This window comes from Streptococcus jiangnanensis (assembly GCF_040888325.1).
Lineage (GTDB): Bacteria > Bacillota > Bacilli > Lactobacillales > Streptococcaceae > Streptococcus > Streptococcus jiangnanensis.
In genome coordinates this window covers 1-16,498 of record NZ_JBFNFF010000006.1, presented here as the reverse complement: position 1 = coordinate 16,498, position 16,498 = coordinate 1, and the positions used below count along the sequence as shown (strand labels likewise).

The window sequence follows — 16,498 nt, the reverse complement described above, 5'->3', positions numbered from 1 at the left end:
CCTCTCCTCTTTCTAGCTATTCACCAAATGGGCGTAAAATCCATCCTGTGCAAGCAAATCAGCATGCTTTCCTTCTTCGACAATCTTGCCCTGCTCCAAAACAACAACCTTTTCTGTCCGCTCAGCAATGGTCAAGCGGTGAGCAATGAAAATCAAGGTCTTGTCCAAAGCCATGAGATTATCCACGATCCGCTTCTCTGTCAAAATATCCAAACTGCTAGTCGCCTCGTCCAAGATCAAGACAGGTGCATCCGTCAAGAGAGCACGCGCCAGAGCGATTCTCTGCCGTTGCCCACCAGAAATTCCAGCCCCATCCGAAGTTAATTCTGTCTGGTAATTCAGGGGCATGCGCTCAATATCCTCCCGAATCTCTGCCAATTCGACCGCCCGTAAGATATCCTCTTGAGTTGTCCCCTCCTTGGCTCCAAGGAGAAGATTCTCCAAAATCGTTCCGTTAAAGACATAGGGCTGTTGAGGCAGGTAGTTGATATACTGGCGCAAGGCCTTTTTGTCAATCTGATTGAGATTGACACCACCCAGACTAATCTCTCCCTGACTAGGATCGTAGAAATTAACCATCATCTTGGCCAAGGTCGTCTTACCTGACCCTGAAATCCCCACAAAAGCCATCTTAGACCCTTGGGGAATGGTCAAATTGATATCCGACAAGACGTCACGCCCATAGCCATACTTATAGTGAACTTGTTTAAAGGTCATATCCCCTTTCATCATGCTCAAATCTTCGACTGTTTTCTGCTCCTCAAACTCCGAAGCTACTAGATAAACCTCATTTAAGCGATTATTGGCAACCTGCGCTGTCTGAAGTTTGGTTTGTAGGTTAATGATATTTTCCAAAGGATTGGTAAAGTAAACAAGCAAAGTATTATAGGTAATCAGCTGGCCCAAACTCATTTTCCCATCCATGACCAGAATAGCTCCCAGCCAGAGAACGGCAACATTGAGCAGGAGCTGGGCAACTTTTTTCAGAGCCTTTTGCTGGCTTTCTGCCCGACTATAGGTGAAAGATTTTTTCAGATAAGCCACAAATTCCTTATCAATTTTTTGATAGCGCGAACTTTCACTGGTCAAAGATTTAATGGTCTCAATGCCGTTGATGTCCTCAATGATAGAAGAAGACAGAACCGCATTAGCTTCCATGGTATCCCGATTCATCTTTTCAAACGGCTTCATAAAAGCAAAGATAATCACTGTATAGATGGGAAGCGCAAGTAGACTAATGAAAAAGAGTGTCATATTTTGTGAAAACAAGACCAGCGAGATAATCAAAATCGTCGACACATCTAGGAAAATCGACAGAATGGTCGACGCCAGTGCATCGATGATACTATTGGCATCTGTAAAACGAGAAACGATTTCTCCTGTCCTGCGTGTCGCGAAAAAGGACATCGGCAGATGAAAAACATGCTTGATGTAGGACAAAATCACATCGATGGACAACCGTTGACCCAGAACAAGTAAGAGGTATTCCTGCGCATAAGACAAAATCTGCTGGAGAATATAGACGATGACCAAACCAATAGAGATAATGCCCAAGGTCGAACGCATCTGGTCTGGTACGTAACTGTCAATGATAGACTGAAGATAGTAGGAGCCCACAATATTAATCAAGGTCACCAAGAGTGTCGCTAGGACGATATTGGTAATTAAGCCACGCTGTTTGAGTAAGATTGGCAAGAAGGATAGGAGACCCTGTTTCTTCTCCTTATGAGGTTTATAGCCCGGAGATGGCGCCATAAAAATACTGACCCCTGTCCACTCTTGCGCAAAACGCTCACGGGAAATCTTGGTCAGCTTGACACCAGGATCCGGATCAGCGATATGAATGTGCTTTTTATCCTGACCTGTCACCACATAGTAGTGGAGTAACTTCCCTTCCTTGAGCACATGGGCCACAAAAGGAAAGGTCAAATCTGGCAGATTAAAAAGCGTCATATCCGCCTTGATAGCCCGCGTCTCAAACCCAATCTCCTCTGCCACCTTTACAAGTCCCAAAGCGGTCGTCCCATCCATAGTCGTCTTGGCTAATTCTCGTAGATGAGCCAAGGAGTAATAACTACCGTAGTAGCCAAATACCATAGCCAAGGAAGCCACGCCACAATCCATCTGATCCACCTGGGGACGATAGTGCCTTTTCCTAAATTTCATATCTTCTCCTTTTTCTAACAATCTCTTTAAAAATTTGTAAGATTATTTTAACCAAATAAGGACGAAAGAAGGGAATTATTTCTGAAAAAACAATATCCTCACCTCAACAGCACTTTTACCAAAGAAAATAGGCAGAACAAGAGTCCTGCCTAGAATATTCAATTATACAGATTTCTTGCCTTTCCCACTTCTTTTGTTAATGGCGTATAAAACGATAAACGCAAACGCAGGTAGCACCAGATAACTACTTTCACTCATTGTTAGCTGAAATCCAAGAGTTGCTAGAATCGTAAAGATGAAAATATTCATTAAAAATAGGAAAGTGAATACAAGAATAGATTTTTCAATCTTATTCATTTTCGCCCTCATTTCCTTCTTTAGCCATTATTTTCTGGATAGTACGGTATTTTACTGATATGTAAATAATTAAAATGAAAGCTGGATAGGTAAAAAGTTCTGAAAGCTACATAAAATTTACACCATACTTTCCTGGTAATAACTTATAGTCCATTAAAACTTGAATGCTAGAAAGCACAATACGTACTAGTAGAAGCTCTCCTAATAAGATCACCTCTTTTTTTAACATACAGACACCTTCCTCACTAAATGTAGATTACGGTTCATTGGTCTAACACTCTAAGATTGCTTTTATGCTGAATCTACAGAAATCAGACTCATGTTGTCATCGTTTGTTATCTTTTTCTTCACTTCTATAAAGTAAGATAAAGATCATCAAGAATAATGAAATCGTAGGTATATCAAAACATTCAAACCATGTAGGTAGATTTATTTTGTTTACATCAGCCACAATTCTAATCATTAGATAAGCTATAGAGCTAAACAATACAATAAACTCTGGTCAAGCTTTTTGTAGTAATTGAACGACTTTCATCTCAAACTCCGATCTGATGGTTCATCAATTTCCAATCGTACTTTCTTTTGTTTTGTACTTGTATCCTACATAAAACAGACCAAGCAGAATTGGATAGGTTTCTGGATAAAACAGAGTATTGATCGGATTTTTCATAATCAAATACGTTGCGATATAAAGAATAATCGATACGACAAAATACCCCTCAGCAAATCCTAATAAGATTTTTTTCATAGCAGACTCCTATTTACCTGATAAAGAGTGCTCGAGTTGTTAAAATAGCTCCACCTGTATATACAAAACCTTTTACAAAACCAACTGCCACAGGGATAAGAAGGGGAAAGGCTCCCCCTTGAATTTCCTGCAAGTCCGTATCAGTCATTGTTTCAAATTTTAAAATAGATTTTTCCATATCATCTCCTCCTTCTATTACCATCTACTCGTCACATAATTATAACCTGCAATTCCTGCTGCAGTAATTCCACCAGCAATTTTAGCTGCTGTCACAGGATTAGCAATCACCCAAGCTACAATCGGCCATGCTCCCCCATCCACATCCATCAACTCTTCTTCAGTAAGAGCTACAAAGTTTTGTTCCATTTTGTCAAAGTTTGTCATCTTTTTTCTCCTTTATTTTTATTTTTTTAGTTTACGGTTTCTAGGCTTTAAACCATTTTAAAAACCAGATTGGAAAAATAACTGAAATCATTTTTTCTCTCCTTCCTTTTCTTCTCACTTATCTATTCGAGAAGTGATTTAAAATGAACAGGTAAATTTCATTTATTTTAAATACCATTTGATCAACCATGGCAATAAGATTGGTAAATACATCACATAGTCTCCTTCCCTTTTTCCTTACCTATCTATTCGAAAAACAATTCGAAAATAAACAATTCATTCATTTTTATTTTAAAAACCACTTAATAAACCACGGATAAAAGCCAGTCACATACATAAACATTCCTCCTTTTTCTTTCTCATCTCTTTATTCGCAATTTCTACTAAAAGTTTCCCTTTTTTCTGCAAATAAAAAAACAACATGACTTGCATGTTGCTTTTGGCTATTTTTTATCTTTAATAATCGCTACTACATCCGCTACACTTTGAAGTTGGTCGATTTCCTCATCAGTGATTTCGATACCAAATTCATCTTCTAGTGTCAAGACAAACTCCATCAAATCCACTGAGTCCGCATCTAGATCGTCTTTCAAACTCAAAGCCTCTGTTACGGCAAAGTCTTCTCCCTGTCGCTCTTGGATAATGGTTACAATACGGTCAAAAATTTCTTTTTCTGTCATCTTTTTTATTCTCCTGAAAATTCACGCGCAGTCTGAGCAACTACGTCTGTTTCTAGCATGGTACGAATCTGACGAATCGTACTGTACACAGCATTGGCATCACTTGAGCCATGAGTTTTTACAACTGGCGCCTTGACACCAAACAAAACTGCCCCTCCAACATCTGAATAGTTGAGCTGTGTCTTCAATCCCTTAAGACTATCCTTAAGAAGTAGAGCACCTAGCTTCGCTCGAAGGCCACCACCCGTAATAGCATTTTTAAGTAAGCCCATGATTCCCAAAGCTGTACCTTCGATGGATTTGAGAACAGCGTTTCCCGTGAAACCATCTGTTACGATAACATCCGCAACGCCATTCATCAGATCACGCGCTTCCACGTTTCCGACAAAGTTCAAACTTTGATCAGCTACTAACAAGTCGTATGTTTCCTTTCGAAGCGGATCTCCCTTGCTGCTTTCTGTTCCATTGTTGAGCAAACCAATACGTGGTTTCGAAATTCCACGAACATTTTTCGCATAGAAGGAACCTAGGACAGCGTATTGGTGCAGATGATGGGCTGTATTTTCTGCATTGGCACCGAGATCTAGCATATCAAAGCCTTTTCCATCGATGGTCGGCAAGGTAGACATGAGTCCTGGACGATCGATATTTTTGATACGACCCACAATAAAGAATCCTGCAGCCAACAAGGCACCTGTGTTCCCAGCTGAGAGGACGGCATCTGCTTCTCCCTCCTTGACTGCCTTGGCTGCCAATACCATGCTGGCATTTTTCTTCTTACGGATAGCTTTTGTCGGCTCATCGTCTGAGTTGATTTTCTCATCCGTATGGATAATGCTGACGCGCTCTGTAGCCGTTAGATATTGCTTGATCTTACTTTCATCTCCGTAGAGTTGAATCTCAATATCTGAAAAGTCAGCAAGGGCTTGATTGACACCCTCAACGATGGCTTGAGGTGCGTAATCGCCCCCCATAGCATCTACTGCGATTTTTTTCATTTGTCTTCCTCTTTTAGTAATTGTCCCCAGTCTGCTAGGGAATCGATAAATTTCTTTGATTTTAGGTGAATCCCAACGTACTCTTCGTAGAGTTGATCCATAAACTTGCGTAGCTCTTGCTTGATTTCGGCCTTAAGCGAAATGGTCTCCAAGGTTTCAAAATCAATGGCTTGAAATTGATTGAGCAGATAAGGGATATTGGGATTTAGATGACAACGTCTCTCATCCTCATGATAATGCTCTGGGCAGAGGCAGGCTCCATATTTGAAAGAAAAGTCAAAGGCCTGACCGACCCGATGGCAAAAGACACACTCATTAAAATTAAGGCTGATTCCAAATCGAGTCAAGATTTGAATTTCAAAAATATTGGTTAAAACCTGATAATCTATCCCTGCTTCCATCAACTCCAGAGTCTTCCTCAAGAAAGCAAACAAGGGAGCATCCTGCTGATTATCCTGCAAACTAGCATCTGCAAGGGCAGCCACATAGGTTGCATAGGCCATGACAAAGAGATCACTATTAATCTTGGGAAAGGTCATCACCTCGTGATAGTCCTCAATGTAGCTAAGCCCATCATCATTGATTCGCAAGAGAAATCGTGCCAACACCAAGGGCTGAATAACCGGAGCTAGTTTGGACTGGCCAGCGTGTTTGACGAAAAACATGCGCTTGCCCGCCTGCTCGGTAAAGATCTTGACTAGCTTGTCATCTTCACGAAAGTTACGATTGTAGAGCACCAAGCCTTGACTCGTGATAGACTGAATCATGCTTCTCTCATGTACTCCTCAAGTCGTTTCATGGCCTCTCTGATCGTTTCCATGCTGGCTGCATAGGACAGGCGCACATAGCCTTCTCCGTAGCGACCAAAAGCAGCACCCGGGATAAAGGCAACGGCCTTCTTCTGGGCAAAATCCTTGAGGAAAGCAAAGGAGTCTTGATTGTAACCTGCTGGAATCTTAGCAAAGATATAGAAGGCACCATCTGGTTTGATAATTTCAAAGCCAAGAGCTGTCATCTTCTTAATAATGTAATCTCGACGCTGGATGTATTCCTTCTTCATAGGCTCTGCATCGTTTTTACCAGCGGTCAAGGCTTCTACTGCAGCATGTTGGGCCATGGTGTTTGCAGCAGTAACCAAATACTGGTGACTCTTGATTAACTGAGCTGTGAAAGACGCAGGAGCAAAGATAAAGCCTAAACGCCAACCAGTCATAGCATGCGATTTAGATAAACCATTGATAATAATAGTCTGGTCTCTCAGCATAGTTCCCAAAGATACATGGGCTTCGCCTGTATAGGTTAATTCTGAGTAAACCTCATCACAGACAACAAAAATCTCATACTTGCGTAAAATGTCTGCCAAGGCTTCCAACTGCTCCCGACTATAGGTAATTCCTGTCGGATTAGCTGGATAGTTGAGAATGACAGCTTTGAGCTTGTCCCCTTGCTCCAAAATGGCCTTTTCCAACATCTCAGGAGTCAAGACAAAACCATTTTCAGTTGTATCAATCTCGACAATCTCTGCCCCAACTAGATTGACAATCGGTTCATAACCTGGATAGGCAGGAGCTGGCAAGAGCACCTTGTCTCCCTCTTCCAAAATAGCTGTCAAAGTAGCAGATAAAGCCTCTGTCGCCCCAATTGTAACCAAGATTTCATTTTCAGGAGCATAGTCCAGTTGGTACTTTTCCTTAACAAAGTCACTGGCTGCCTGACGTAGAGTCAGCAAACCGCTCATCCCTGTATAGTAGGATTGGTTCTGGTCAATGGCTCGCTTGGCTACCTCCTTGATATGATCTGGCGTTGTAAAATCAGGTTCCCCCAAGGTCAAACGCAAGACCCCAGGAATCTCCGAAATAGCCTGGTCAAACTGGCGAATCAAGGAAACTTGAATCTTGTCTAACTGTTTATTAAAGCGCTTGGTTAAGTCCATAGATATCCCCCTTGCTTACAGAACATAGTACTATTATACTACAAAAGCTCCCTGACCGCAAAATCCATCTGAACCCCGCATTTTTCACTTTCTGTTTTACTTTTCTTCTCAACAGGACTATAATAATAAGTGCTTATTTTCGGAGGTTTATATGTCATTTTTATCAAAAAATGGAGCAGGCATCTTGGCCTGCCTTCTCATTTCTATCGTATCTTGGTTTCTGGGAGGATTTTTCCCCGTCGTGGGTGCACCTGTCTTTGCAATTTTTGCTGGAATGCTCCTCCACCCCTGGCTCTCACCCTACAAACAACTAGACGCAGGTTTGGCCTTTAGTTCCAAGAAATTGCTCCAGTATGCCGTTATCTTACTCGGTTTTGGTCTCAATATCTCGCAAGTCTTTGCAGTTGGACAAACTTCACTCCCCGTCATCCTTTCCACCATTTCGATTTCCTTAATCGTTGCCTACCTCTTCCAGCGTTTCTTTGCGCTAGACACGAAACTGGCTACCTTGATTGGAGTGGGTTCTTCTATCTGTGGTGGTTCTGCCATTGCTGCGACAGCGCCCGTTATCCATGCCAAGGAAAAAGAAGTTGCCCAAGCCATTTCCGTCATCTTTTTCTTCAATGTATTGGCTGCACTCATCTTTCCAACTCTAGGAACCTGGCTTCACCTATCAAATGAAGGCTTCGCCCTCTTTGCGGGTACTGCGGTCAACGATACTTCCTCTGTAACAGCCACAGCTAGCGCCTGGGACAGTCTTTATCAGACCAATACCCTTGAGTCTGCAACTATTGTTAAACTCACACGCACCCTTGCCATTATTCCTATCACGCTCTTTCTCTCCTACTGGCAAAGTCGCCAACAAAAAAATAGCCAAGGTTTTCAACTAAAAAAAGTCTTCCCACTTTTTATCCTTTACTTTATCTTGGCTTCTCTCTTAACAACTCTCCTTACCTCTCTCGGTGTGTCCGGTAGTATCTTTACCCCTCTTAAGCAACTCTCCAAATTCCTTATCGTCATGGCCATGAGCGCCATCGGTCTCAAAACCAATCTCATTGGATTGATCAAATCCAGCGGCAAGTCCATTCTTCTTGGAGGCTTTTGCTGGATTGCCATCATCCTTACCAGTCTGGGCATGCAGGCATTGATTGGTATTTTCTAAGACAAAAGGTAGCCCACTGGCTACCTTTTATTGTTCAAGAATTAAGCGTGTGTGTTCTCTCTTGATACAGCGATTCATCACGATGTCGTCGCATCCTCCAGCACGCAAGATTTCTTCCGCTTCTAGACTTTCTAGACCTAGTTGTGCCCAAAAAATCTTGGCATCAGCCTTGAGAAAATCACGCGCCACATCAGGTAAAAATTCACTGCGACGATATACATTGACGATATCTACAGGGAAAGGAATTTCAGCTAGACTGGCATAAGCCTTTTCTCCCAAGATTTCCCCACCTGCAGCCTTGGGATTAACTGGAATGATTTTATAGCCCCGAGTTTGCATTTCCTTGGTCACTCGATTGCTAGTTGTTTCTTCACGGTCAGACAAGCCCACTACCGCTAACGTTTTACTGGTCTCCAGATACTGACGGATCACACCATCACTTGGATTGATAAATTCTTGACTCATAGAAATCCTCCTTTTCCATCAGTATAGCATATTTTGAAAAGGCTTGCAGATTTTGACTACAAAAAATCTCCTAGCAAGAAAAGAAACCTGCTAGGAGAACGATCTATTTCAAGTGAAAGTTTAGATTTTTTTCTCGATACTAAATAATGGAGAAAGAGGACGTTTTTCGTGGATACGTACAATGGCATCTCCTAAGAGATGAGCAATCGAAATTTGTTCAATCTTATCAATCAAACGCTCTTCTGGTAGGTAGATAGTATCCAAAACAACCAATTTCTTAATAGCTGATTTTTGGATATTGTCCATAGCTGGCCCCGAAAGAACTGGGTGCGTACAGCTTGCGTAAACTTCAACAGCACCTGCTTCAGCAAGAGCATCCGCTGCATGACAAATAGTTCCAGCTGTATCGATCATATCATCAATCAAGATACAAGTCTTGCCTTCGACCTTACCGATGATGTTCATCACTTCACTGGTATTCATCTTGTCTACACTACGGCGTTTGTCAATAATTGCAATCGGAGTTTTCAAAAACTCTGCCAATTTACGAGCACGAGTCACCCCACCATGGTCTGGGCTGACAACCACGTAGTCAGAGCCAACCATGCCACGACGTTCAAAATAGTCCGCAATCAATGGAGCACCCATCAAGTGATCTACAGGAATATCAAAGAATCCCTGAATCTGTGCAGCGTGCAAATCAATCGTCAACAAACGATCCACCCCAGCAACTTCTAGCATGTTTGCAACGAGTTTTGCTGTGATTGGCTCACGCGCGCGCGCTTTTCTATCCTGACGTGCATAGCCATAGTAGGGCATAACAACATTGACAGATTCTGCACTAGCACGCTTCAATGCATCCACCATAATTAAAATTTCAAGTAAATTATCATTTACAGGTGAACTCGTTGATTGTAGGATAAAGACGTGTTTTCCACGGATTGATTCTTCAATGTTGACCTGAATCTCCCCATCTGAAAATTGGCGAACAGTCGATTTCCCCAACTCTATCCCAATTTCTTGCGCCACACGCTCTGCCAATTCTCTATTAGAAGAAAGGGCAAACAGCTTTAAATCAGAAAAAGACATGATTTCCTCCGGTATTTATGTATCACTTGTTTTTTACACAACATTTTCCATCTACCATTGTAGCGCTTTTTCCTTTATTTTTCAATCAAAAATAAAACAAGAGCAAACATTTATACCCTTGTTTTTTACTATTTTATATTAGCTATATTAAAACTGAAAATCCTACATTTTAACAATCGATTTTATGCTAGGATGAGATTTTTTCGAGACAAAGTTAGTATACTTCTCTCATACTTCCTGTATCCACATCATAGACAGCACCTGAAATAACCACATCATCAGGAATCAGTGGAGATTCTCGAAGCAATTGCATATCCTCTCTCACGCTCTCTTCAACATCCTGAAATGGTAAAAAATCTTGATCGGACACATCAACTCCGAGCTCGTGTTTCAAATGTTCATGAAAACTTTCATTTTGAAAGGTTTGAGCTCCACAGTCTGTATGATGCAACACCACAATCTCTCTTGTTCCCATCTGTTGTTGGGAAATCACCAGTGAACGAATCATGTCCTCAGTTACTCGACCACCCGCATTCCGCAAGATATGAGCATCCCCAAGGGCCAAACCTAGAGCTTGCGCAACGTGTAGACGTGAGTCCATACAGGTCACGATAGCTACTCTGGTTTTGGGTTTAAGTGGCAGATTTAACTGCCCATGTAGGGCAACATAAGCCTGATTGGCTTGCATAAACTGTTCAAAATACGACACGATTCCCTCCTCAAAAATTTGATAATCAAATATTTCTCCTATCTTATCATTTTTAAGAGGATTTGTCACGGATTATGCAAAGACCTTTTTCAAAACTTCCTGAATCGTTGTCACACCAATGACTTCAATTTCCTTGGGTGGAATGATTCCTGTCAAGGAATTCTTGGGTACATAAATCTTGGTAAAGCCCAGTTTTGCCGCTTCATTAATACGTTGTTCGATGCGATTCACGCGCCGAATTTCTCCGGTCAAGCCCAGTTCACCCACAAAACATTCCTGAGGATTGGTAGGCTTGTCCTTGTAACTAGAGGCAATGGCCACTGCAACGGCTAAGTCAATGGCAGGCTCATCCAATTTCACACCACCAGCAGATTTGAGATAGGCATCCTGGTTTTGCAAGAGAAGCCCTGCTCGTTTTTCCAAAACAGCCATAATCAGACTTGCACGATTGAAATCAAGTCCAGTCGTCGTACGCTTAGCATTTCCAAACATGGTTGGTGTTACCAAAGCCTGAACCTCCGCCAAAATCGGACGGGTCCCTTCCATGGTCACAACGATTGACGAGCCAGTAGCCCCATCCAAACGCTCCTCTAGGAAAACTTGACTCGGATTGAGGACCTCAACCAATCCACCCGACTGCATCTCAAAGATGCCAATCTCATTAGTGGAACCAAAACGGTTTTTGACTGCCCTCAAAATACGGAAGGTATGGTGGCGCTCCCCTTCAAAGTAAAGCACCGTATCCACCATATGCTCCAACATACGCGGACCAGCCAAGGTACCTTCCTTGGTCACATGCCCTACGATAAAGATGGCAATGTTATTGGTCTTCGCCAACTGCATGAGTTCAGCTGTCACCTCACGCACCTGAGACACAGATCCTTGCACCCCTGAAATTTCAGGAGACATAATCGTCTGGATAGAGTCGATGATGAGAAAATCTGGTTGGATGCGCTCCACCTCAGATCGAACACTCTGCATATTGGTCTCTGCATAGAGATAAAACTCGCTATCAATATCCCCCAAGCGCTCTGCACGGAGTTTAATCTGCTGGGCAGACTCCTCCCCACTGACATAGAGAACAGTCCCTACTTGGGACAGCTGAGTCGATACTTGTAAGAGAAGGGTTGATTTCCCAATCCCTGGATCCCCACCGATAAGGACGAGACTCCCTGGTACCACTCCGCCTCCAAGTACACGGTTGAATTCCTCCATCTCCGTCTTGGTTCGATTGACATTGATGGAAGTCACCTCAGCCAGTTTCATGGGCTTGGTTTTCTCACCTGTCAAGGACACACGCGCATTCTTGACCTCGGCAACCTCAACCTCTTCTACAAAAGAAGACCAAGACCCACAGTTAGGACAACGCCCTAGATATTTTGGGGAATTATACCCACAATTTTGACATACAAATGTCGCTTTTTTCTTTGCGATGATTCTAATCCTCTCATTTTAAAATTTCTTTTTTTCACGCTATCAACTATCTTTCTTTAAAACAGTCAATCCGCCATCATCTGCATAAGCATAATACTCTCCATCCGGACTAAAACCAAAAATATACGGTAAATAACCTTTATAAATTTGTACCCTAGTTTCTTTATCCTTTTCCCAAAAAATGGTTAAAATCGGATACTTCCCAGATTGATCTTTTTCCATTGTCACTCGGATATCTTCCCCATTGTCCAAAGGGAGACTTCCACCATATTGTCCCGCAATAGAAATGGGAGAATCACAGCCCTCACACATGGCTACTAACTCTACCTCATCGTAATCTCCGTCTATTGGTGTTACTTGCCCATTTTCGCTATCAATGATTGACATGTAGTCTGAAGAAATACACAGAATTTCATGATAGGCATCAGGGAGAAATGCTAGGTAAAGAAATCCTCCAATACTAATCTCATAAATCTTCTTATACCCTAGACAATTCTCGGCAGTAAAAGCTTGAAAATCCTTATAGCTCATTCATTATTCTTCTTTCCATATCTATATCTCTATCTCACACTCAATCACTTGGCAAAAATCAATCTTCTCGTCTGGTACAAATTGGCGCATGAGCATTCGATGAGTGACAACAACGACTGACTGATAGTCTCGATACTTGCGCATAGATTTTAGAAACCGAGACCTCACTTCCTCAGCTGTCTCATATTGAATAGGACTATTAGGAGGTAAGGAGCCATTATTTTCTAGAAACAGAGTACGAGCTTTTTCAAAATTCTCTACGCCACTTTCATAGACTTGCCATTCATGCAATAATGGCTCCACTCTCAAAGGAAATCCAATAGCACTAGCAAGATAAGAAGCCGTTTCTAAAGCTCGTGTCACTGAAGAAGCTACTAGCAGATCAGCTGATTGGAACAAGGGATTTTGGCAAAGGTCCTGAGCCTGTTTCCTTCCCTTCTCAGATAAGGGAGCTAGATCCATTCCAAATCCGGAATAAGCATGCTCCTCTAACACACGATAATCTGGCTCCCCGTGACGTACAAAAATAATCTTCATCTTAGTGCCCTGTCGATCCAAATCCACCAGTTCGCACGCCGTCTGCCTCGTCTCCATCCGCAATTAAGAAAGGCGCAAAGACAGCCTGAACCACACGTTCTCCAACTTCAAGAATCACTTCTTGGTCAGTAATATTTTTCATCTGAGCAAAGATATGGCCTTCATTCCCAGGATTTCCATAATAATCCCCATCAATGACCCCAACTGAGTTAATCAAGACCAAGCCTTTCTTACGAGGGTTTGATGAACGGTCATAGAGATAGAGCACCTCTGTCGGCTGCATATAGGCCTTAACCCCTGTCGGAACCAAAACAATCTCTCCTGGAGCAATCACAGTGCGTTCCGCAACCTTTAAATCATAACCAGCCGCGTGAGCTGTCTCTCGTTTCGGCAATAAATTTTCGTCTGTAAAACTCGAAACCAATTCAAAACCACGAATTTTCATATTTTTCTCTTTTCTATAATCATTTATTCTAGGCTATTTTATCTTATTTATTCGAAAAAAGCACGAAAAAAGAGCACACAATTCACATCGCTTAGGGCTGCTGGATTCCTCCCCTGACCCGCTTCACGCAGAACTGTTGCTCCACTATTTATTATACCACATTCCCCTCGGTTTTTAAAGAGAAATTATTTTTTACGTCGATTTCGGAAAAAGTCTTGCATAATCGCTGCACACTCATTCTCTAAAACACCTGTTTCAACATCCACACGGTGATTGAGCCTCTCATCTGTCAAAATATCATATAAGCTTCCAGCAGCTCCAAATTTCTGGTTTTTAGCCCCGTAGACCACGTTTGGAATCCGTGCGAGACCAATTGCCCCACTACACATAACACAAGGCTCAATGGTCACAAAAAGCGTACAATCGAGCAAACGCCAACTCTCTTCGCTCAAATTAGCATTCTCTATGGCCATAATTTCCGCATGCATGACTGCCCGTTGCAACTCCTCTCGCGCATTGTGTCCTCTCCCAATGATTTTTCCGTCCTTGACAATTACACAACCAATCGGGATTTCATCATGTTCTAAAGCAATTTCTGCCTCTTTTAAGGCCTCTCTCATAAAAGCTTCTTTTTCTTCAAGCGTGTAATTCATCTCTTCTCTCTTCCTAGCTATCAATTCTATCATTATACCATGTTTCTCAACACAAAAAAAGCCACCGAATTCGGTGACTTTATAGGGAGATTATTATGAAAAAGAAAAGTTTAGGATATTTGTTACAACAAGTTAGGAGGTCTTCTTGTAACTGTCTATAGTATACCCAACCTGTCTTAAACTAATCTTAAAAATCTCCTATGACCAAACACTTTCTAAAATATTAGTTTGTTCACGACCGGGACCTACTGAGAAAGTTGAGATACGAACACCAACCAACTCACTTACACGACGAACATAATTACGCGCATTCTCAGGAAGATCTTCCAAATTACGGACTCCAGTGATGTCTTCTGACCAACCTGGCAATTCCTCATAGATTGGCTTGCAGCGTTTCAACTGCTCAAGACTAGCAGGATAGTAATCAATACGTTGACCATCAAGATCATAGGCCACACAGATTTTCACAGTATCCAAACCACTCAAAACATCGATAGAGTTCAATGAAAGATTGGTAATCCCAGATACACGGCGGCTGTGACGCATCACAACTGAGTCAAACCAACCCACACGACGTGGACGACCAGTTGTTGTACCGTATTCATGACCTACTTCACGGATGCGATCTCCCACTTCATCAAATAATTCCGTTGGGAAAGGTCCGTCTCCTACACGACTTGTGTAGGCTTTACATACACCTACAACCTTGTCAATCTTACTTGGGCCAACACCAGACCCAATTGTCACACCACCAGCGACAGGGTTTGACGACGTAACAAATGGATACGTACCTTGGTCGATATCTAGCATAACACCTTGCGCACCTTCAAACAGCACACGTTTGCCATTATCAAGTGCATCGTTCAAGATAACGGATGTATCTGTCACGTATTGCTTGATTTGTTGACCATATTCATAATACTCTTCAAAAATATCATCAACTGAAATAGGGGTGCTATCATATAATTTTTCAAACAAACGATTCTTTTCCGCAAGATTGCGTTCCAAACGTTCACGGAAAATATCCTTATCCAAAAGATCCGCAATACGAATTCCAACACGAGCAGCCTTGTCCATATATGCTGGACCGATTCCCTTGATTGTAGTACCAATCTTATTGTCACCCTTAGCTTCTTCCTGCAAGCGATCCAACTCAATATGATAAGGCAAAATAACATGCGCACGATCAGAGATACGTAGATTATCAGTTGTCACACCTTCCTCATGAAGATAGCTCAACTCTTTCACAAGGGATTTTGGGTTCACGACCATTCCATTCCCAATAACAGAGATTTTTTCAGGAAAGAAAATTCCAGATGGAATCAAGTGCAACTTAAATTTCTTACCATCAATCACAATCGTGTGACCAGCATTATCACCACCTTGATAACGAGCAATTACCTCTGCATTAGCTGAAAGAAAATCTGTAATTTTCCCTTTACCTTCATCACCCCACTGGGTACCTACAACAACAACTGAAGTCATAATAAAATTCGTCTGAGCTACTAGGAGCTCGTCCTTTCTCATATACATGGCAGGAATTTCACCCGCAATTATATCTTACAATTTATTATAAGAAAAAAACACTATTTTATCAAGAAGAAACAGTAGAAAAGATTTGGAAATTCTTTCATTTCTGAATACCGAAGCCTTTGATTATAAGCTAATTCTATATTTTTTAAAAACTAACTACAACAATCGTTCGTAATTATGATATAGATGCTTCCTATTGGATAAGAGTTGTACCACCTTGCAGTAATTTCTCTAGATATAGACGATAAGCTGTTCTAAAGTGATATAGAGAAAAGTCCCTATCACTTTTAATTTTAAATCGGATTAAGTAATATAGTAAAAAACGAAGATGAAGTGATTCCCACTCTGAACAACTCTGGCCTAAAGAGGCATATTCTTGTTCAACTAATTTCAAAAAAACAAATGTTCGATCATAAAAATTTTGAAGCATATAAAAAATTCCTTTCTTATTATTAACACTAGTCTAACAAAAAAAGGAACTAAAAAAGCTTCAAATCCTGTAAAAGAAGAATTTAAAGCTAAACGAACTAAAAATAAAATAAAGAGGTAATTACAGATTTAAAAATTAAAATTTGAAATTTCAACAGTCCACCATATTTATAAATAAAAAAACGCTCAGTTGAACGTTTTGATTTATACTCCGCCAGTAGGACTCGAACCTACGACATCATGAT

General features: G+C 41.5%; 21 protein-coding genes and 1 other RNA gene. 1 reads left to right on the top strand and 21 read right to left on the bottom strand.

Features of this window, described 5'->3' with window-relative positions:
• Positions 1 to 12: 12 nt before the first annotated feature.
• From comA to AB2B49_RS07775, 10 genes are all read right to left on the bottom strand, one after another.
• Positions 13 to 2,166 (bottom strand): peptide cleavage/export ABC transporter ComA, encoded by a 2,154-nt coding sequence (gene comA / locus AB2B49_RS07820; RefSeq protein WP_061421733.1) that lies wholly within the window; start codon positions 2,164 to 2,166, stop codon positions 13 to 15.
• A 162-nt stretch (positions 2,167 to 2,328) separates the two neighbouring features.
• Positions 2,329 to 2,523 (bottom strand): hypothetical protein, encoded by a 195-nt coding sequence (locus tag AB2B49_RS07815; protein ID WP_049506282.1) that lies wholly within the window; start codon positions 2,521 to 2,523, stop codon positions 2,329 to 2,331.
• Between the two features lie 325 nt (positions 2,524 to 2,848).
• Positions 2,849 to 3,016: a bacteriocin immunity protein gene (locus tag AB2B49_RS07810; protein ID WP_231071383.1), complete on the bottom strand. Its 168-nt coding sequence runs from the start codon at positions 3,014 to 3,016 to the stop codon at positions 2,849 to 2,851.
• A 66-nt stretch (positions 3,017 to 3,082) separates the two neighbouring features.
• The gene (locus AB2B49_RS07805) at positions 3,083 to 3,271 is read right to left on the bottom strand and encodes a hypothetical protein (protein ID WP_000722238.1); all 189 of its coding nucleotides are present in this window, start codon (positions 3,269 to 3,271) and stop codon (positions 3,083 to 3,085) included.
• Between the two features lie 13 nt (positions 3,272 to 3,284).
• Positions 3,285 to 3,449, bottom strand: coding sequence for a bacteriocin (locus AB2B49_RS07800; protein WP_049506284.1), 165 nt, complete (start codon positions 3,447 to 3,449; stop codon positions 3,285 to 3,287).
• A 17-nt stretch (positions 3,450 to 3,466) separates the two neighbouring features.
• Entirely contained in the window at positions 3,467 to 3,655 is a 189-nt protein-coding gene (locus tag AB2B49_RS07795) for a class IIb bacteriocin, lactobin A/cerein 7B family (protein ID WP_049506287.1), read from the bottom strand.
• A gap of 443 nt (positions 3,656 to 4,098) precedes the next feature.
• Entirely contained in the window at positions 4,099 to 4,335 is a 237-nt protein-coding gene (locus AB2B49_RS07790; protein WP_000136435.1) for an acyl carrier protein, read from the bottom strand.
• Between the two features lie 5 nt (positions 4,336 to 4,340).
• Entirely contained in the window at positions 4,341 to 5,333 is a 993-nt protein-coding gene (gene plsX / locus AB2B49_RS07785; protein WP_049506288.1) for a phosphate acyltransferase PlsX, read from the bottom strand.
• Entirely contained in the window at positions 5,330 to 6,100 is a 771-nt protein-coding gene (recO, locus tag AB2B49_RS07780; protein WP_000616142.1) for a DNA repair protein RecO, read from the bottom strand. The genes plsX and recO overlap by 4 nt, the downstream gene beginning before the upstream one ends.
• On the bottom strand, positions 6,097 to 7,266 hold the full coding sequence (locus AB2B49_RS07775) for a pyridoxal phosphate-dependent aminotransferase (protein WP_049506290.1): 1,170 nt from the start codon (positions 7,264 to 7,266) through the stop codon (positions 6,097 to 6,099). Before AB2B49_RS07775 ends, recO begins: the two co-directional genes overlap by 4 nt.
• Positions 7,267 to 7,417: 151 nt before the next feature.
• Here AB2B49_RS07775 and AB2B49_RS07770 point away from each other — a divergent pair, with 151 nt between their 5' ends.
• Entirely contained in the window at positions 7,418 to 8,428 is a 1,011-nt protein-coding gene (locus AB2B49_RS07770) for a YeiH family protein (RefSeq protein ID WP_049506292.1), read from the top strand.
• A 27-nt stretch (positions 8,429 to 8,455) separates the two neighbouring features.
• On the opposite strand, the gene AB2B49_RS07765 is transcribed toward AB2B49_RS07770, so the two are convergent.
• The 11 genes from AB2B49_RS07765 to comW all read right to left on the bottom strand — a co-directional run bounded on the left by AB2B49_RS07765 (position 8,456) and on the right by comW (position 16,254).
• Positions 8,456 to 8,893, bottom strand: a complete 438-nt coding sequence (locus tag AB2B49_RS07765; RefSeq protein ID WP_049506294.1) for a CoA-binding protein — start codon at positions 8,891 to 8,893, stop codon at positions 8,456 to 8,458.
• Positions 8,894 to 9,013: 120 nt separating this feature from the next.
• Positions 9,014 to 9,982, bottom strand: coding sequence for a ribose-phosphate diphosphokinase (locus AB2B49_RS07760; RefSeq protein WP_000010178.1), 969 nt, complete (start codon positions 9,980 to 9,982; stop codon positions 9,014 to 9,016).
• 214 nt (positions 9,983 to 10,196) lie between these two features.
• Complete coding sequence (locus AB2B49_RS07755) at positions 10,197 to 10,691, bottom strand: beta-class carbonic anhydrase (protein WP_002876632.1); 495 nt, start codon at positions 10,689 to 10,691, stop codon at positions 10,197 to 10,199.
• A gap of 72 nt (positions 10,692 to 10,763) precedes the next feature.
• Complete coding sequence (gene radA, locus AB2B49_RS07750; protein WP_180367621.1) at positions 10,764 to 12,128, bottom strand: DNA repair protein RadA; 1,365 nt, start codon at positions 12,126 to 12,128, stop codon at positions 10,764 to 10,766.
• A gap of 39 nt (positions 12,129 to 12,167) precedes the next feature.
• Complete coding sequence (locus AB2B49_RS07745) at positions 12,168 to 12,656, bottom strand: hypothetical protein (RefSeq protein ID WP_049506296.1); 489 nt, start codon at positions 12,654 to 12,656, stop codon at positions 12,168 to 12,170.
• A 21-nt stretch (positions 12,657 to 12,677) separates the two neighbouring features.
• The gene (locus tag AB2B49_RS07740) at positions 12,678 to 13,193 is read right to left on the bottom strand and encodes a histidine phosphatase family protein (protein ID WP_049506298.1); all 516 of its coding nucleotides are present in this window, start codon (positions 13,191 to 13,193) and stop codon (positions 12,678 to 12,680) included.
• Between the two features lies 1 nt (position 13,194).
• Positions 13,195 to 13,638 carry a dUTP diphosphatase gene (locus tag AB2B49_RS07735; RefSeq protein ID WP_000701979.1) on the bottom strand — a complete coding sequence of 148 codons (444 nt, stop codon included), beginning with the start codon at positions 13,636 to 13,638 and terminating at the stop codon, positions 13,195 to 13,197.
• Positions 13,639 to 13,697: 59 nt separating this feature from the next.
• Positions 13,698 to 13,791: signal recognition particle sRNA small type (ffs, locus tag AB2B49_RS07730), an RNA gene on the bottom strand.
• A 32-nt stretch (positions 13,792 to 13,823) separates the two neighbouring features.
• Positions 13,824 to 14,291, bottom strand: coding sequence for a tRNA adenosine(34) deaminase TadA (gene tadA, locus AB2B49_RS07725; RefSeq protein ID WP_049506373.1), 468 nt, complete (start codon positions 14,289 to 14,291; stop codon positions 13,824 to 13,826).
• A 198-nt stretch (positions 14,292 to 14,489) separates the two neighbouring features.
• Positions 14,490 to 15,776: an adenylosuccinate synthase gene (locus AB2B49_RS07720; protein ID WP_049506397.1), complete on the bottom strand. Its 1,287-nt coding sequence runs from the start codon at positions 15,774 to 15,776 to the stop codon at positions 14,490 to 14,492.
• A gap of 241 nt (positions 15,777 to 16,017) precedes the next feature.
• On the bottom strand, positions 16,018 to 16,254 hold the full coding sequence (gene comW, locus AB2B49_RS07715) for a sigma(X)-activator ComW (protein WP_049506375.1): 237 nt from the start codon (positions 16,252 to 16,254) through the stop codon (positions 16,018 to 16,020).
• Positions 16,255 to 16,498 lie beyond the last annotated feature (244 nt).